At 64.9% G+C, this 17,204-nt stretch carries 17 protein-coding genes and 1 pseudogene; 7 read left to right on the forward strand and 11 right to left on the reverse strand.

Annotated elements, in window-relative coordinates:
• Positions 1-6 precede the first annotated feature (6 nt).
• The 6 genes from MJ605_RS15405 to MJ605_RS15430 all read right to left on the reverse strand — a co-directional run bounded on the left by MJ605_RS15405 (position 7) and on the right by MJ605_RS15430 (position 6,304).
• The gene (locus tag MJ605_RS15405; RefSeq protein ID WP_243042428.1) at positions 7-660 is read right to left on the reverse strand and encodes a pilus assembly PilX family protein; all 654 of its coding nucleotides are present in this window, start codon (positions 658-660) and stop codon (positions 7-9) included.
• A 41-nt stretch (positions 661-701) separates the two neighbouring features.
• Positions 702-2,000 carry a PilW family protein gene (locus MJ605_RS15410; protein ID WP_243042429.1) on the reverse strand — a complete coding sequence of 433 codons (1,299 nt, stop codon included), beginning with the start codon at positions 1,998-2,000 and terminating at the stop codon, positions 702-704.
• Positions 1,997-2,521, reverse strand: a complete 525-nt coding sequence (pilV, locus tag MJ605_RS15415; protein WP_243042430.1) for a type IV pilus modification protein PilV — start codon at positions 2,519-2,521, stop codon at positions 1,997-1,999. Before pilV ends, MJ605_RS15410 begins: the two co-directional genes overlap by 4 nt.
• A gap of 384 nt (positions 2,522-2,905) precedes the next feature.
• A complete protein-coding gene (locus MJ605_RS15420; protein ID WP_243042431.1) occupies positions 2,906-4,672 on the reverse strand; it encodes a retropepsin-like aspartic protease in 1,767 nt (588 codons plus the stop codon).
• A 295-nt stretch (positions 4,673-4,967) separates the two neighbouring features.
• Complete coding sequence (locus tag MJ605_RS15425; protein ID WP_243042432.1) at positions 4,968-5,822, reverse strand: sigma-70 family RNA polymerase sigma factor; 855 nt, start codon at positions 5,820-5,822, stop codon at positions 4,968-4,970.
• Positions 5,823-5,830: 8 nt separating this feature from the next.
• Complete coding sequence (locus tag MJ605_RS15430; RefSeq protein WP_243042433.1) at positions 5,831-6,304, reverse strand: carboxymuconolactone decarboxylase family protein; 474 nt, start codon at positions 6,302-6,304, stop codon at positions 5,831-5,833.
• Positions 6,305-6,476: 172 nt separating this feature from the next.
• Between MJ605_RS15430 and MJ605_RS15435 the strand changes: the two genes are divergently transcribed.
• The 6 genes from MJ605_RS15435 to MJ605_RS15460 all read left to right on the forward strand — a co-directional run bounded on the left by MJ605_RS15435 (position 6,477) and on the right by MJ605_RS15460 (position 13,076).
• A complete protein-coding gene (locus tag MJ605_RS15435; protein ID WP_243042434.1) occupies positions 6,477-8,069 on the forward strand; it encodes a carboxylesterase/lipase family protein in 1,593 nt (530 codons plus the stop codon).
• A gap of 426 nt (positions 8,070-8,495) precedes the next feature.
• Positions 8,496-9,065, forward strand: coding sequence for a DUF1579 family protein (locus tag MJ605_RS15440; RefSeq protein WP_243042435.1), 570 nt, complete (start codon positions 8,496-8,498; stop codon positions 9,063-9,065).
• A gap of 26 nt (positions 9,066-9,091) precedes the next feature.
• Entirely contained in the window at positions 9,092-10,105 is a 1,014-nt protein-coding gene (locus MJ605_RS15445) for a zinc-dependent alcohol dehydrogenase family protein (RefSeq protein WP_279237601.1), read from the forward strand.
• 44 nt (positions 10,106-10,149) lie between these two features.
• On the forward strand, positions 10,150-11,043 hold the full coding sequence (locus MJ605_RS15450; protein WP_243042437.1) for a haloalkane dehalogenase: 894 nt from the start codon (positions 10,150-10,152) through the stop codon (positions 11,041-11,043).
• A gap of 49 nt (positions 11,044-11,092) precedes the next feature.
• Complete coding sequence (locus MJ605_RS15455; protein WP_243042438.1) at positions 11,093-11,674, forward strand: TetR/AcrR family transcriptional regulator; 582 nt, start codon at positions 11,093-11,095, stop codon at positions 11,672-11,674.
• The gene (locus tag MJ605_RS15460; RefSeq protein ID WP_243042439.1) at positions 11,658-13,076 is read left to right on the forward strand and encodes a nitrilase-related carbon-nitrogen hydrolase; all 1,419 of its coding nucleotides are present in this window, start codon (positions 11,658-11,660) and stop codon (positions 13,074-13,076) included. The genes MJ605_RS15455 and MJ605_RS15460 overlap by 17 nt, the downstream gene beginning before the upstream one ends.
• 13 nt (positions 13,077-13,089) lie before the next feature.
• On the opposite strand, the pseudogene MJ605_RS15465 reads toward MJ605_RS15460, so the two are convergent.
• Positions 13,090-13,463, reverse strand: a pseudogene (locus MJ605_RS15465) (aldo/keto reductase); the annotation flags it as partial.
• Positions 13,464-13,809: 346 nt separating this feature from the next.
• Between MJ605_RS15465 and MJ605_RS15470 the strand changes: the two are divergent.
• Positions 13,810-14,637, forward strand: coding sequence for a hypothetical protein (locus tag MJ605_RS15470; RefSeq protein ID WP_243042440.1), 828 nt, complete (start codon positions 13,810-13,812; stop codon positions 14,635-14,637).
• Here the strand turns inward: MJ605_RS15470 and MJ605_RS15475 are convergent.
• The 4 genes from MJ605_RS15475 to MJ605_RS15490 form a co-directional block, all read right to left on the reverse strand.
• On the reverse strand, positions 14,588-15,370 hold the full coding sequence (locus MJ605_RS15475; protein ID WP_243042441.1) for a hypothetical protein: 783 nt from the start codon (positions 15,368-15,370) through the stop codon (positions 14,588-14,590). The genes MJ605_RS15470 and MJ605_RS15475 overlap by 50 nt on opposite strands.
• Positions 15,371-15,763: 393 nt before the next feature.
• Complete coding sequence (locus tag MJ605_RS15480; protein ID WP_243042442.1) at positions 15,764-16,120, reverse strand: DUF1428 domain-containing protein; 357 nt, start codon at positions 16,118-16,120, stop codon at positions 15,764-15,766.
• A 204-nt stretch (positions 16,121-16,324) separates the two neighbouring features.
• Positions 16,325-16,651: a nucleoside triphosphate pyrophosphohydrolase family protein gene (locus tag MJ605_RS15485; RefSeq protein ID WP_243042443.1), complete on the reverse strand. Its 327-nt coding sequence runs from the start codon at positions 16,649-16,651 to the stop codon at positions 16,325-16,327.
• A gap of 156 nt (positions 16,652-16,807) precedes the next feature.
• The coding region (locus MJ605_RS15490) for a hypothetical protein (protein WP_243042444.1) at positions 16,808-17,204 on the reverse strand (397 nt) is incomplete at its 5' end.

The following is a 17,204-nucleotide window of genomic DNA, read 5'->3' on the forward strand; positions in this document are numbered from 1 at the left end:
GTTCTCTCAATTGCTCTTGGCGCCGAAGGTGGACTCGACCACCCGCACCGCGTTCTCGCTGCCACCGACGCCACGCGCGGTGATGCGATAGATATGCGTGGAGGGGTTGCCGGCGCCGGTGTTGGTGCTGCTGGTGACGCCGGACTCGTGCTGGCTGCCCGTGCCGGGCGGCCGCTCCTCGCCCAGGTCCTCGATGAGGTAGCGCGGGTTGTGCGCCAGCACGGCGACCAGCCGCTGGTCGGAAGTGAGCTTGCTGCCCGCCAGCGTGGTGTAGTCGTAGCCGCCGTCGTGCCCCTTGTATTCGGTGGCGCCGTCGGTCACCCAGCCCGCGCTGGTACGGAAGGTCTCCACCCTGGCGATGGGGTTGGCCGGCGAGTACACGTAGCAATCGACGATGATCTCGCTGCCGCAGCGGATGCCGCCCTGCCCGCCAGCCACCCACAGCCGCCACTCCGCGCCGCGCAGGGCACTTTCCGCCGCCATCTCGGCCAGCTGGGCATTGCGCAGGCCGCCGGCCATGCGTTCCTGCAACAGCGAGCGGGTGGAGGCGCTGATGGCCAGGATGGTCAGCAGCACCAGGAAGATCAGGGCCACCACCAGCACGGCGCCACGCTGATGGTGCGGGCGTACCGGCGGGGCATAACGAACGGACATCTTCATCGACGACTCCAGCTGGCACCGGTACGACGGTGCCCATCGGTTCACGGGTTGTAGTTGCGCAGCGACACCAGCGCGCTGAATTCCCGGCGCAGCATCTGGTCGGCAAAGCCCTGCTGGCTCGGGGTGATCGCGTGCGCCTGCGGCGCGGCCAGGCCGCCATCGCCGTCGGCGGCATACGAATAGACCGTTTCGTTGGCGGTGAGCGTGGGCAGCCGCTGCTGGCCGCTCATCAGCAGGCGCACCTCGATGCTCTTGACCGCGCGCCACAGGCAACCCGGATCGGTGCCCAGCTTGACCGGCACCGATGGCGGGCAATACGTGCCGCTGTCGATCTGCGTGGCGGTGAGCATGCTGGTGTTGCCGTCGCCGTTTTCCACGCCATACAGGAAATCCAGCCGCTCCACCCCGCGCGCGATTTCCTGGCTGGTGCCGTTGGCGCGGCGCACCAGCGCGCCGGTGGTCTGGCCGTTGCCGGCGTCCACCACCTGCAGGAAGTAGGTCACGGTCTGGTAGTCGGTGTTGAAGTCGAACAACCGCGGCGCCGACTGCGGTTCCTGCGCCACCGGCTTGCCGGTGTTGGTGCCCGGGTCGGTGCCCACCGCCGCCGGCGACAGCTGACCTGCCGCATTTGGGCCGTCCACCGCGAAGATCGCCGCGCTGGAGCAATTGGCGAGCAAGGCCAGGTGCCCCGCCTTGAAGTCGCCGAGCGGTGGCTCGACATTCGGCTTCGGCACGAGGTTGATGGAGGACACGGAGCCATCGGCCGCCGTCGTCACCGTGCTGGTGCCGCCCAATGCCCAGCCGCGCGAGGTATCGAGATAACGCACCGTCAGTACGCTGGAGCCCGCCACGCGCTGGCCGATCGCCACGCCCGCGGCGGGAATGCCCGCAGGCAAGGCCGGCCTGCACGTGGTGGCATCACAGTCGTAGCCACGCATGGAGAGGAACGACGGCAGATAGTAGGGACTGTTCGGCTTGGCCGGATACGGATTGGTGCCCCACGGCGTGCTGACGTCGCTCAGCGCCGACATCAGGTCGTTGGCATACACCGTCGGCGCGCGCAGGCCATCCAGCAGCAGGCCCGTCGAGGTCTGGCTGGCCAGGCCGCCGGAATTGCTGCAGTAGTGCCCGTTGGCCTGGCGCAGGTCGCGCGTGAGCCGGGCGATGGCGTAGCGCCCTTCCTCCTGCAGCATGGCGAGCTGGTTCTGCACGCGGTTGCTGTTGGAGGTGGAGAGGAACACCGTGATGATGCCGGCCGCCACCAGCAGGCCCAGCAGCATCGCCACCATCAGCTCGATCAGGGTCAGGCCACGCTGGCCATGTCCGACAAGCGGCCTCATGGCTGGAACGCCCAGGCGAAGGTCTGCGTCGCCGCGTCGCTGTGGCTGCCGTCACCGGCGCCGCGCTCGGACCAGCGGATGGTCATTTCGCAATTGCCGCCATAGGGCGGGCGCGAACCCAGTTGCCCGGACGGGTTGTAGCCCACCGCATCCACGCCGGTGCAATTGATGGTGGCGCCGGCCCCGGGCAGCAGGGTCTGCAGCAGCCGGCTCCACGCGTACTTGTCGCGCGTGGCGATCTGCGCCGCCGTGCACGGACTGTTGTTGCAGGACTGATTCGCGTTGGTGGGAAAGTTCGTTCCGTTGTACGCGCCGTTCCACACGCCCTGCGGATTGGCGCGCATGCGGTCGGCCATGTTGCCGGCGAGGAACGCCACCTGCGTGCGCAGGTAGGCGGCATGGTTGGAGCGCGCCGCCATCACCAGCAGGCCGGCGACACCGATCAGGCCGACGCTGAAGATCAGCACGGCCATCAGCACTTCGATCAACGACACGCCCCGCTGGCGCGATCCACTCCGCATGGAAGCTCCCCTGTCTGTTTTGCGGGGAGACTCCTCGGCTCCAGTCATTTCGTAAATATTTGCGTTGATGAGCGGCAAGAAATTGCCGATGAACGGTATTCCGCCGGACAAATTTCCTGAAAACCATCACATAAATGGCATTTATTTCATATGTCTATCGTGACAAGCCTGCACGGCGAGCCGGAGCAATTTCATGCGAATGCTGCCCGGGCCAGTTCAAAATCTCGGCGAGCCCTCCCGCCCTCCTCCCTGCAAACGGAGGAGGAGCGAGAAGCGTGGTCCCTGCTTGCACATGCAGGAAGATCCAGGCATGCGCGCCCTGGCTCCCTGCGCGCTGGGGAGGGTCGGGGAGGAGGCCTTGCCATACGGAGGTTGGACAGGCTCCTACGGCCCCGCCATGACCAGGCCGTACCCGGCAGCGCGCTTATCGATACTGGGATCGAGCGCACGCGCGGCGGCCAGGTCGGCGTTGCCCGCATCCGCCTGGCCCATGCGGATTTTCGCCAGGCCAAGGCCATAGCGCGGCCATGCGGCGCGCGGCATCCGCGCCACGGCCTGCTCGTAGGCCTTGATCGCCTCGGGATAATGTCCCAGCCGCAACTGGACCAAGCCGAGGCTGTCGAGGTAGGCCGGGTTTTCGCCATCGCGCCTGATCGCCTTGCGGCAGTCCTTCAAGGCATCGTCGAGCATCTGGTTGCCCAGGCCGCGCGCCCAGCAACGCTCGTTGAGCGCGGAGCCGAGCATGGCATCGTTGTCATGCAGGCGAATCCAGTCGTCCAGCAACGGCAGCGCCGCGGCGGGCTGGTCGAGCCTGACGTAAAGGGCGGCCATCGAGCGCGCCTGCGTCGATCCCGCGGGCACCACGGCACTTGCCGCCGCCAGATCGGATGCGGCGCCGGCATGGTCCTGGTGGGCGTAGCGAAATTCCGCGCGCATCAGTAATGCATCGACATCCTTCGGGTCCAGGCTCAGGGACTTGTCCAGGTCGGCGAGTGCGGCATCGGGCTGCCTGTCCGCCACGTGGGCCCTCGCACGGGCCACGTAGTAGGCGGCCTGATCGGGCGCCAGGCGGATCGCCTCGTCCAGATCGGCCAGGGCGGCATGCGGCTCGCCGCGGGACAAGTGCGCCTGGCCGGACAAGGCGTAATCGCCCGCGGTCCTGGGCGTGGCGTCATTTCCGCCCGCCGCCGTGCCGCTATCGTCCGGTGCGGTGGCGAAGGTGAACACGCGCCCGCCGTTATAGGTGAAATAGGCTTTCTTCTTGCTGTTGGCGATGAATATGTGATGGGCCAGCAGGAAGTCCACGCCGATCAGCACATCGGTGTCGTCGCCCATGTCGCCGTCGATGACCTGCATCTGGGTGTGCTGGATCGTTTCCGTGCCGACCGCGAACGTATCGATGTTCACGGTCCATGTCCTGACCGGCTTGGCGCCGACGCCGACGCTGCTATGGCCGGCCTTGACGTCGGGCGCATGCAGGTCGATGCCGGCCCGCTCGGCGGCGACACGGCTCAGCACGGTGGCGGCCGCCCCCGAGTCGAGCACCCCGCGCATCTTCTTGCCGTTTATCGTCACGTCGAGAAAGGTGCGTCGGTCGAACCGGCTGTTGCCCGGCTCGATATCGGCGACGTTGTACTTGCCGTCCTTCACCCAGTACGCCAACGAGGCCTTGTCGCAGTGCTCTGCCTTGAACAGCGTCAATTTGCCTTGAGCAAGATCGATTTCCAGATCGGCGATATCGAGCAGGTTGGCACCAAGCAAGCCCGTGCCGGCATCGGTGCCGCCAACGATGAAATCGACATTCTTTAGCGTCGTGCCGAGAATGCCGAACTCCTTCACATGGGCCTGCTGGACATTGGTGCTGCCGCCGACGCCGCTGACGCGAAAACCGAAGGGCGCAGGTTCCGGCCTGAGTCCGAGCGACGCCGCGTTGGCGCTCGACATCATGTTGAAGAAGGCCCCGGTGTCGATGATGAAGCGCGTATCGGCCCCGTTGATCTTCACCATGGTCATGGCCCGGCTGCCGACCATCTCCACCGGCAAGGTGCCGTAATCCTTCAGATGGCAGCCCTCGGCCAACGCCTGGCCGGCAAGCAGGACACCCATCCCGAGGCAACAAGACCGCAGCATCCCCATCCCCCTGTTCGCCATGGCCGCAAAGTGTTCCCGGCCCCCGGCAAGTATGCCGCCGGTGGCTGCCCGTACAAGGTCCCTCTTGAGGCGAGGGACGGGCGTACCGGCTGTCGCTTGCGGTGGCACGCGCCAGGGCAGGAGCCGGTTCGTCTATCCGGCGCCGCGATCGAGGCAATACAGGCGATAAGCAGCCGCACCCATGGGATAACGGGCGATGCAAGGCATGCCTCACGGCATCCCCTGCCCGCACCGGCACCTTACCGGGCTGGCGTGAGCAGGTCCGGAAACGTCCAGGCCGCGCGGCACCATGGTCCTAGTGGAGATGCCGCAGCTTGTCGGGATTCCGGACCACGTAGATAGCGGCAACCTTGCCATCCTCGATGTCGAGCGCGGTGGTCTGGAATTCGCCGTCGGCCTCCAGGGTGACGAACCCGGGCAATCCGTTGATGAAGCCGATGCGTACGAGCTTCGATGGATGTTCCCGGAATAGGGTCGCCAGATAGGACTGGGCCTTCATGACGGCCTCGAATCCCAGGATCGCCTCCAGGGCCGCCGCGCGCTTGCCGCCGCCGTCCGCATGGATGCTGACGTCAGCCATCAGCATTTCGCCAAGCGCCTTCATGTCGCCGTTGCGCGAAGCGGCAAAAAAGGCCTTGGCGATCTCGATGCCGCGCTGCTTCTCGACCTTGAATCGCGGCCTGGCTTCGCGGACGTGCGCACGGGCGCGGGCGGCGAGCTGCCGGCAGGCCGCGGGGTCGCGCTCGATGGCGCGCGCGACCTCCTCGAACGCCACTCCGAAGACATCGTGCAGCAGGAAGGCGGCTCGCTCCAGCGGGGAAAGGCGTTCGAGCACAAGCATGAGCGGCAGGGTGACGTCGTCCTGGATCTCTTCTTCGATCCATGGTTCGGGCAACCACGTGCCCACATAGCTTTCGCGCTGGCGGCGCGCCGACTTGAGCTGGTCCAGGCACAGGCAGGTGACCGTACGGCGCAGGAAGGCCTCGGGTTCGCGCACGTCGCTGCAATCCGCCTTCATCCAGCGAATGAAGGCCTCCTGCACGATATCCTCGGCATCGAGCACCGAGCCAAGCATCCGATAGGCCACGCGCATGAGCCTGGGCCGCAGCGCGGCAAAGTCCAGCGTGGTCTCCTTGGCGCCTTCGTCCACGTCCACTATCAGGCTGCCGCCGCCGAAGCCTTGATCGCGGCGGGATCGGCCCACAGGCCAAAGCCGACCGCGATACGATTCCATCCGTTGATGATGTTGATCGTCAGCGTGAGCTTGACCTGCTCCTTTTCCGTGAAATGTTCCCTCAGCGCCGCATAGGCATGCGTCCGCTCATGCCCCTCGGAAAGCCTTGTAAGGGCTTCGGTCCAGGCGAGCGCCGCCCGTTCTCGGTCGGAATAGCAAGGCGCTTCCCGCCAGGCCGAAAGCAGATAGATGCGCTGTGCGCTCTCTCCCTGCTCACCTGCCTCGACGGCATGGAGATTGATGCAGTTGGCGCAACCGTTGATCTGGGAGGCGCGTATCTTCACCAGCTCGACAAGGCTGGGTTCCAGGCTCGCGGCCTTCGAGAGTGCGATCATGGCGTTCTGCCACTCCTTCACCAATGAAGGGGCCGCGGCGAACAGGTCGATTTTCTCGGTCATGACTAGACTCCTGCGATGGATACCCGAGCATGACGAACCAGCGCCCGTCCCTGTGACATGCCGGGCGGAGAGCCTGGGGCGCGCCTGCCCGGCGGGCATGCGCCGGGCCAGCCGCCAAAGGGACTATAGTCCCGCGACGAGACTCCGTGCCGCCCGGACAAAAAGCCTGCCCATGCCCACCGCCCTCATGCGTATAAGCCGTATGTTTCCCGCGATCGCCATCGCGCTCATGGCCCATCCCGCCTTGGCTTCCGACTCGCCGCCTGTCGTGGACATCGTCACGGGGTCGCTGTCGGGCGTTCACGACGGCAAGACCGGCTTGAACGTATACAAGGGCATCCCGTATGCCGCGCCGCCGGTCGGTCCGCTGCGCTGGAAGCCGCCACAACCTGCGGCCGGGTGGACAGGAGTGCGGCAAGCCGACCATTTCGGCCCACGCTGCATGCAGCGCGCGATCTTCAACGACATGGTGTTTCGCTCCGACGGGATGGGCGAGGACTGCCTGTACCTCAATGTGTGGACGCCCGCGCACGGCCCGGGCGAGAAGTTGCCAGTGCTGGTGTACTTCTACGGCGGCGGCTTCATCGGCGGCGATGGCTCGGAGCCACGCTACGACGGGGCCAGCCTTGCCCGACACGGCATCGTCACCGTCACGGTGAACTATCGCCTGGACGTGTTCGGCTTCCTCGCCTTGCCGGCGCTGGCCACCGAATCGCCCGACCATGCCACCGGCAACTACGGCCTGCTCGACCAGGCCGCCGCCTTGCGCTGGGTCCAGCGCAACATCGCTGCCTTTGGCGGCGATCCGGGCCAGGTCACCATCGGCGGGGAATCGGCAGGCTCCATGTCTGTCTCGGCACTGATGGCCTCCCCGCTGTCGAAGGGGTTGATGCAGCGGGCCATCGGCGAGAGCGGCTCCGTGCTCGGCAACCTCAAGCCGAGGCCGTTGGCGCTGGCCGAGCGCGAGGGTGAGGCCTTTCAGCAGCGGGTCGGCGCGCACTCGCTGGACCAGCTGCGCGCCATGGATGCGCACAAGCTGCTTGATGCCGCCGGCGAAAAGGATGTGCCCGAATTCGGTCCGACCATCGACGGCTATTTCCTGCCCCGGTCGCCGGAAGACATCTACCAGTCCGGCGAACAGGCGCCCGTCCCGTTGCTGGTGGGGTCGAACTCGCAGGAAGACAAATACACCAGCCTGCTCGGCGAACAGGCTCCCACGCCCGGGAACTATCGCACCGCCATGGAAAAGCGGCTCGGGAAACATGCGGCCGAGGCGTTGCAGCTGTATCCGGGACGCACCGGGGATGAAGTGAAAACCTCGGGCACGGCATTTGCCGGCGACCAGTTCATTGCCTTTTCGACCTGGCGATGGATGGACATGCAGCGCCGGACCGGACACGCGCCCGTGTATTACTACTACTTCACCCAGGCGCGGCCGGCGAAGCGCGATGACAGCGCGGGGCCCGATACGGGTGCGGTGCACAGCGGCGATATCGAATACGCGCTGGGCAACCTGCCCGGCAATCACGTCTATGCCTGGACCGCCGCCGACCACCGGGTCTCCGGCATCATGGAAAACTACTGGGCGAACTTCATCAAGACCGGTGATCCCAACAGCCCCGGCCTGCCGGACTGGCCGGCCGCAACGAGCAAGGATGGCGGCCTGCTGCGCCAGGTGATCGGCGTGGATACGCATACGAGCGCGGACCGCAACGCGGCACGCTACGACTTCCTGCAGCGTATCGATCCGGACGCCCATCTTTGATGGGCATGCGGGGCCAGCTTGTGACGTAGCTCCAAAGCTCGGGCTCCATGCCGGGCCAACCCGTCGGTCCAGAATGGATGCCGCCTTGGGCCACCTGCTCAAGTGTCGGCAGAGGCCGCGTATGTCACGCGGGCGATCCCTGCCTCGTCATATCGGCAGCGCCAACGAGTTTCCCAGCCGCGGTCTCGCCGTGACCGTGCGGCGGGCGTTTGCCCGGACCGTGCGAAACCAGCACTCCGCCAAACGTCACGGTTGACTACCCGGCGGACCGTGTATACGGTGTATACACGGTCCGCCGGCCGGCTCGTGCATGACATGAAAAAGCGACCGGCAACCGCCGCGCACAGGCACCGACATGCCTGGCGCACGCGTAAAGCCCGCGCATCCACTCCTGTCGTCATACGCAAACACATTCTGGAGCCTTGCATGAAAACCCGATGCTTTGCCGTGCTCGCCGTGGCCATGATGGCTTTCGCCTCGCTCGCCCATGGACAAGGGAAACCTTCCGCGCCACCTGCCGCCGTGCCTGGCCAGCCGGGCGAACAGCACCGGCAACTCGCCAGGCTGGCCGGCGAATGGAAAGTCGAGCAATCGCTTTGGCTCAAGCCCACGGAACCGCCCCAGGTGGATGCCGGCACCGCCACGTTCACGATGGTCCTTGATGGACGCCACCTGCAGCAGGACTTGCACGTGCATTCGAAAACGCCTTTCCACGGCATCGGCTACACCGGTTTCGACAACGTCACCGGCCAGTACTACACGAGCTGGATGGACATCAATTTCACCGGCCTGCTGGTCCTGCATGGCACCTACGATCCGGGCAGCGCCACCTACACGTTCAACGGCACGATGATGGAGTCCGGCGCGACCGGCGCCGGCACGCCCGTTCGACAGGTCATGCGTGTCCTGGGCGCCGACCATTTCGTCGTGGACTATTTCGAGACCCGTCACGGGAAGGAAGCCCAGGTCATCCGGCTCGACTATACGCGCGCCTAGACCGGCCCCTGCCGAGACTGGATGCCATGCACGCCTACCATTTGTCGTCCTTCCATGCCATCGAAGGACTATCGCGCTCGGAACGCCCTCGCCCACAGCCGGGAGCGGGCCAAGTCCTGGTGAAGATCCACGCCCGTTCGCTGAACTACCGGGACCTGCTCATCCTCGACCAGCAATATGCCGTGCCAGCGCGGCCATCGGTCATCCCGTTGTCCGACGGCGCGGGAGAAGTCGTGGAGGTGGGCGATGGCGTGAGTGGCCTGGCGGCCGGCGACCGCGTGGCCGCCACCTATTTCCCTCGCTGGCAGGCAGGACTGCTCTCGCCCGGCATGGCCATCGACCAGTTCGGCTGCACGCGCGACGGCATGCTGGCGGAGTTCGTGGTGGCCGAGGAGGCGGCCTTGGTCAAGATTCCAGGGCACCTTTCTTTCGAGGAAGCCAGTACCCTGCCATGCGCCGGCCTCACCGCGTGGAGTGCCGTGACGACGGGTCGTTCCCTGCTGCCCGGTGAGACGGTGCTGACGATAGGCACCGGCGGCGTGGCGCTGTTCGCGCTGCAGTTCGCCAAGCTGCTCGGCGCACGCGTGATCGCGGTGACGTCGAGCAAGCCGAAGGCCGCCCTGCTGGAACGCCTGGGTGCGGATGCCGTGGTCGACCGCAGCCAGTTCCCGGACTGGTCGGGCGAAGTGCGCAGGCATACCGGCGGCCAGGGCGTGGACCGGGTGGTCGAGACCGGCGCCATCGATACCTTGCCGCAATCGCTGGCCAGCTGCGGCGCCAATGCCGAGCTGTCCCTGGTGGCGGCGCTGGGCGCCGGGGCGCTCGATGCCGCGGCGTTGCGCGGGCTGGTGACGATGCGCCGGCTCTTCGTCGGCAGCCGGGCCGGCTTCGAAGCCATGAACCGCGCGGTCGAGCATCACCGCTTGCGGCCGGTGATCGACCGTACGTTCGGTTTCGACGAAGCGAGGTCCGCCTACCAGTACTTCGCCGCCAGGCAGCACATCGGCAAGGTGGTCATCGCCGGTGGCGGCGATCCCTAGCGTCCCAACTGCCCCGATTTCCCATGATGGAGACGTTCCCGCTTATGAGCATCGCCCCTCTCCCGAAGATTGACGTATTGCAATCGCACATGGCCTACCGGGAAGCCGGCAGGAAAGATGCCCCGACGGCGCTCTTCCTGCATGGCAATCCCACCTCGTCCTATATCTGGCGGAATGTCCTGCCTCTCGTGGCCGACGTGGCCTCTTGCATCGCGCCGGACTTGATCGGGTTCGGCCAATCCGGCAAGCCGGACATCGCCTACCGCTTCGAGGACCACGCCCGCTATCTCGATGCGTTCATCGAGAAGATGGGCATCGACTCGGCCTATCTCGTCGCGCAGGACTGGGGCACGGCCCTCGCCTTCCACCTCGCCGCGCGGCGCCCGAAGCTGGTGCGTGGTCTGGTGTTCATGGAATTCACCCGGCCGATTCCCACCTGGGAAGAATTCCTGCGGGATACGACGGAACGCGAGATCTTCCGCAAGTTCCGCACGCCAGGCGAGGGCGAGCAACTCATCCTGGAACAGAACGCCTTTGTCGAACTGGTGCTGCCCGGCGCCACGGTGCGTCCGCTCACGGACGAGGAAATGGCCGTCTATCGCGCGCCCTTCCCCGATCCGAAGTCGCGGTACCCGACGTGGCGATTCCCCAATGAGTTGCCGATCGCCGGCCAGCCAAGCGACGTCTATGCGGCGATGGAACAGGCGCATGCCGCATTGGCGGCGTCCACCTATCCCAAGCTGCTCTTCGCCGGCGATCCCGGCGCGCTCGTGGCGCCGGACGTCGCCCGCACGTTCGCGGCCTCGCTGCGCGACTGCCGGTTCGTCCTGCTCGGCGAGGGCAAGCATTACCTGCAGGAGGACCATCCCGAGGCCATCGGCCGCGGCGTCGCGGCATTCATTGCCGAGATCGAAGGACGGGAGCATGCGCTTGCCTAGCGCCGTCGAGCCGGTTGACGATACGACAGGCCATGCCTACGGTGCATGCATGGCTTGCCTATCGACATCGGAAAAAATCCTCAAGGCCGCGCTCGCGCTTTTCGAGCAGGAAGGGCCCGAGGCTGTCAGCATGCGCCGGGTGGCCGACGCCGTGGGCATCACGCCCATGGCGATCTACCGGCATTTTCCCAGCCGGGACGCCTTGCTGAAGCGGATCGCCGACGACAGCTTCCAGAACGTGGCGAGCGCCTGGACACGCCCGCCCAGCCGGTCGGATGTGCTGCAGCGTCTCTACTGGCCGCTGGAGCACTACCTCGACTACGCATTGACCCATCCGCACCTGTTCGACCATGCCTTTTCGGTACGCCGCGACGATGCGCGCCGGTTTCCCGAGGATTTCCGCAACCGCAAGTCGCCCACGCTCAACGTGGTGGCTGACGCCCTGGTGGAAGGCATGCGCCAGGGCGTGCTGCGCGAGGATGATCCCTGGGACGTAGCCATGACCCTGTGGGCGCACGTGCATGGCCTGATCGCGCTGTACCGCGCCGGCCGCTTCAGCTACGACGAAAAGCAGTTCCGCGCGTTCTACCTCGCCTCGCTGGGAAAGCTGGTCCGTGGCCTCAAGGCTTGAGCACTCGCGCCTGCTGACCGGCCTGGCGGCCATGGCGCTGTCCGCCGCCGCATGGTGGTTCGGCAGCGGCGTGCATCCGTTGTGGTGGGCCACCTGGCTGGCTCCCGTGCCCATCCTGTGGCTGGCGCCGCGTATCCGCGCCGGTGCGGCGGCCCTCGCCGCGCTGGTCGCCTATATCGCCGGCACGTGCAACGTCTGGCATTACATGCACGATGCCATCGGCCTTCCGCTGGCGGTGGTCATCTATACCATCGCCCTGCCCGGGACCATGCTGGCCCTGTGCACCTTGCTCTACCGCCGCCTGTTGCTCCGCGACCGCGTACTGGCCGCGGCGTGCGCGCCGCCGGCACTATGGGTGGCGTTCGAATACGCCAACAACCGTCTTTCGCCCCACGGCACGTTCTTCAATATCGCCTATACCCAGATGGATGCGCTGCCGGTGATCCAGCTGGCGGCGGTCACGGGCCTGTGGGGCATCGGCTTCCTGCTGTTGCTGGTGCCGACCGCGCTGGCGATCCAAGGCACGCCGCGGATCGCGCCACGACAGCGTGCATTCACTGGCGCGGTGGTCATGGCCTGCCTCGCCGCCACCCTCGCCTATGGCGGCTGGCGCCTGCAGGCTCCGGCGACCTCCACGCTGCGCGTGGGACTGGTGTCGCTGGAACATCGCCAGCAACCTGCCTGGGATGGCCCCGAAGGCCAGGCACTCTCCGCCCGGTACGGCGATGCCATCGAACGCCTGGCCGGGCAAGGCGCGCAAGCCGTGGTGATGCCGGAGGCATCCTTCGTCGCGACCGACGCCACCCATCCCGTGTTTGCCCAGGCGGCGCGGCGGCATGGGCTCGTGGTCGACATCGGCGTGGACTACCGGGGCGAGCCGGGCGCCGAGCGCAACGCTTCCCTGGTGTTCCTGCCGGATGCCTCCGCGCCGGTGATCTACGGCAAGCATCACCTTATTCCCGGCTTCGAGGACAAATACACGCCCGGCCGCGAGTACCGCATGCTGCCGGGCCAGCCCCGCGCCGGACTGGCGATCTGCAAGGACATGGACTTCATCGATGTCGGACGCGCCTATGGCCGCCTCGACGCGCAACTGCTGCTGGTGCCGGCCTGGGATTTCGACCTGGATGGATGGCTACACAGCCGCATGGCGATGATGCGCGGCGTGGAACAAGGCTTCGCCGTGGCCCGCGTCGCACGCAAAGGCCGCCTCACCTTGAGCGATGACCGCGGCCGCGTCATCGCCGAGGCCACCAGCGAAGGGCAAGGCGCCGAACTGGTCGGCGACCTGCCGCTGCGCGAGACGCACACCCTGTATGCCCGCTGGGGCGACTGGTTCGCCTGGCTGGACGTCGCCAGCCTGCTGGCGCTACTGGCTTTGGCCGGCCGCAAGCGCACCTGAGCCACGCGGCCAATCAGATGGGTACGGCCACCATGCCGTCGAGCGCGACCAGCGCCTCGCGGTCGAGTACCAGCCTGGCAGCCGCCAGGTTCTCGCGCAGATGTACCGTCGACGAAGTGCCCGGAATCAGCAGCATGTTAGGTGCGCGCGCCAGCAGCCAGGCGAGGGCCACCTGCATGAGGGCGTGGCCTGGAGACGATGGGCAACGGCCGACAAGGTATCCGACTGCAACGGCGTAAAGCCACCCAGCGGGAAGAAAGGCACATAGGCAATGCCCTGCCGCCCAAGCTCGTCGATAAGCGCGTCGTCGGCGCGATGTGCCAGGTTGTAGTGGTTCTGCACGCAGACGACCTCGGCGATGCGCTGCGCCTGCGCCACCTGGGCGGCGGCGCGCTCGAACCCGTGCTGGAACCATGGTGGCCATCGTTCACCGGCCCCTATCTCTACTACCCGGGGCGCCGCCACCTGCCCGCGCCGCTGCGGATGTTTATCGACTTCATCCGTTCGCCGACGAACGCTCGCCTCGAATGAAGCGGGTTGTCGTTTACAGGGTGGGAGCAAGTGCAGGCATGCCGTTGGCTCCTCCCCTGCCCGCAGGGGGAGGTCGGGGGGATGCTTGTAGTTCGCGCAAAGCAGGCCCAAGGCAACCCGACGAGCGAGTCCCAAGCGCCCACCTCAAGTTCTTGCCGGCATGGCCGATCCACCGTAGGACTTACGATGCCATGGAGCCGACATGTCTCTTTCCATCCAACCGCTCGGCCCCGGCGCCATCGCATCCGTTACCCAGCCGACGTCACTGCGCCAGGTCGCGCTGGACCAGGCCGCTCCATCGAATGCGGCCAGTTCCGTGCAGATGACTGCGCTTCCCGCGATACCGCCCGATCCGAGGACGACCAATCCCGCGTTCTTCCAAGCCCTCAGCATCTCCGCGAAGATGTCGTCGGACCTGTCGAACGTCGCCGATGCCCTCGTATCCACCATGCAGGACGTGGTCATGCAGCGGCCAGACCTGGCGACGGCGACGTTCGACTTCCAGTCCGACCAGGGATCGATCAAGGTCGTTTCCGACAGCTTGAGCGACCAGGACAAGGCGTGGCTGCAAAACGAACTCAATGCGAACCAGAACCTGGTCAATGCCGTCCAGGCGTTCCACGACGACGCCACGAAAAGCTATGGCCTGTGGGCCGAGGTCGACGGAAATCCCATCGGGAAAGCCGGCATCGACCAGGTATCAAGCCAGGCCGACAGCCGCTTCAGCTTCATGAGCATGTTCAAGCAAGCCAGCCAGCAAATGCTCAAGGGCATGGACCCGAACGGCAGCTACTACACCTCCAACGGCGCACCAATGGATTTCCACCAAGCCGTGGACAGCCCGCTCAGCTTCCTCGTGTTCCAGAAAAGCGCGCAGGCGGTCGAGGATGGCACCAACACCTATGTCACCAGCGCGGGCAACACGTACTACGGCGAACTCAGGGGAAACCTGTTCTCGGCGCCCGGGGTCATTCCGGACTTCAAGCCATCGATGAGCTCCCGCGCCCTGGTGCTGGACGAGATGGCCTAGGCACCTTGTTCCGGGTCTTTCCGATACCTTCGAGATACGCGCAGAACATATCGGCCATGGCATCCGCATAGGCGGCAATCTCCGCTGGCGTGCGCGGGCTTTCGGAAAACTGCTTTCCCACCGTACTGAGTGCCGTGCCGACCAGGTCGCCAGCCAGTGCGCGCGCCGCATCGGATGCCTTGGGCAAGGCCTCGCGCATGAACATCTCGACGATACGGTCGCCGGCCGCCCTCGCCTCCCGCGCCTCGGCCGCGTCGCGATAGAAGGGCGCGGCATCGTCCAGCGCCACGCGCATCGCCGCCTCCTCGCATTCGGAGCGCAGGAATGCATGCACCAGGCGGCGCAGCCGTTCCAGCGGCGGCCTTTGCGCATTCACCAGGATGCCGCGCAGCAACTCGGTCGTCTGCCGCCATTCGTCGCTCTGCAAGCGGAACAGGATGGCCGCCTTGTTCCCCCAGAAACAGAGGGATCGATCGCGCTCGGATTGGTATACGAGCCAATAACCCGCTGAATGTGCCATGCACCAGCCAGAAATACTTGCCCCCACCGAGAGATCGGGAAAACCAGGCTCGGTCACCACCGCGCTGACGTGAAACGGCGTACACAGGTATTGATTGATGCCAGCACGCAATTCAGCGAAGTAGCTGTCTTTGTCCGTGCCGGCATTTACGTAGACGCCGTCCGTATCGAACAACCTCGCGTTGAGCCGCTCTATCGGATCGGGCTCATGCATGGCGCATCCTATGCTCCATTATTTGATGTCCGCTCCGGGTCGGAAGCGGACATCTCTGTGGCTACCCGGCAAGATGATCTCGCCAAGCGATGAGTATCTTCATTGCTTCCGCGGTGTGATTCGCGCTGGCTCCCATACCCATGGGCTCGGTGCTTAGCCTATGCAGGTATTCGGCGACAGCTTTCCCGCTGACTGTTGCTTTGAGCAAGCGAAAGACCTCGGAGGACATAGCTCTCGTACTCATCCCTGGCTTGGGGCACGCCGGCGACTCCCATCGGATCCCTCACGTAATGAAGGACTTCGTCGATCCTACGTAAAAGCTCTTTGTCTTTCGGCGACAAGTTAACGAGTAGACCCAAGCTTGTTCTTGAAAACGCGCAGGTCAACGCCTCCCTAGCCAGGCACGCTAACCACCGACTCGAAGCCGCCGAAGATCATTCGCTTGCCATCGAAGGGCATGTCACCAACAGCCGGCATGCGCGGATCATTCATGATTTTCTCCATGCCGGCATCGCGAGTGGCCTTGTCGGGCCATTCCACCCAGGAGAACACCACTGACTCATCCTGCTTTGCCTGCACGGCGCGGCGGAAATCGGTGAGCTTGCCATCCGGCACGTCATCACCCCAGCACTCCATCACACGGGTGGCGCCGACCTCCAAGAAAATACCATCGAAGGTGCTGGCGTGCACGATGAACTGTTCGCGGTTGGCGTTGGGTACGGCGATCACGAAACCATCGATGTAAGACATGACTGTCTCCTCGGATGGGCGGCCGGCGTGGCCACCTTCGTGTATGCGACGAACAACTGCCTGCTGGATCGACACGAGATATCTAGGAAACTATCGGCTTTGAGCCGAAAGCACGCCTTACAACCACATCAACTCGGTGACCCGGCCTTGCAGTAACTTTGGTGATGCAAAGCAGCGCCGAATCCGTCGCCGTGCGGCCTTTTCTTATGTGCCCAGCCTGCTGGATACATATTTGGCCAACTCCCTGGTATTTTTGACGAACTCCGCCTCCAAATCGATGCCACACTTATTTGCAAGAACAATGATCGACCACAGGCAGTCCGACAATTCATGGCCGAGTTTAGCCTTGCAGTCATCGATATCTCGGATACCGGCGTTTGCCTGGATCAGTTTTGCCAGATCGCCTACGTCCCCCACGAAACCAAGCGCAAGTTCCCCTGTGGTCCAGGTACGCCCCCACCTCTTGATCTCTAGTTGCTCATAGAGCTCGTTCAGCTGCAGTGCCGACTTTTCAAGGTCACTGAATTCCATATTGATGGTACCTGGCACTGGTTACAGGACACGTTGAGTGGCGCCTCCTTCGTCCTCGCTGGCTTTGGGCATGGGTCGGCACAAAGTTTTGCCATGCGTATGGGCGGCCATTGTGCCCACCATCGAAAGCGAACGCTCCACCCCTAGCTCACAATCTTATGTCCGCACGAGGATTGCTGCGATGACCAGTACAACCCCAAGTAGACCGACAACGCGACTGCCAACGCCATTATCTCGTGCAGGCGTCGCACGAAACGCGCGATAGATGTCTGGAATGCTGGCGTTGCGCTTCACACTGGGGAACAGGCCAAAGGCTTCGTACCAGCCAAAGCATAAGGCCGAGCACGCCAATAGATACGACCGAGGTGGATCATACAAAAGCAGGCTCGAAGGCCCAAGCATCAGCGCAATTACAGCGCCAACCATCTTGTTCCGTGAGAATCCGCTCACTCTTCTCACGCATTTTCCCCTCTGCCCAAACCCGGCATTAAGAGCCGCTAACAAAACTCCGGAAGATTCCGTAAGCAGATGATCGAGCAGGCAAGCGACAGCC

The organism is Dyella sedimenti (assembly GCF_022760995.1).
Taxonomy (GTDB): Bacteria; Pseudomonadota; Gammaproteobacteria; order Xanthomonadales; family Rhodanobacteraceae; genus Dyella; species Dyella sedimenti.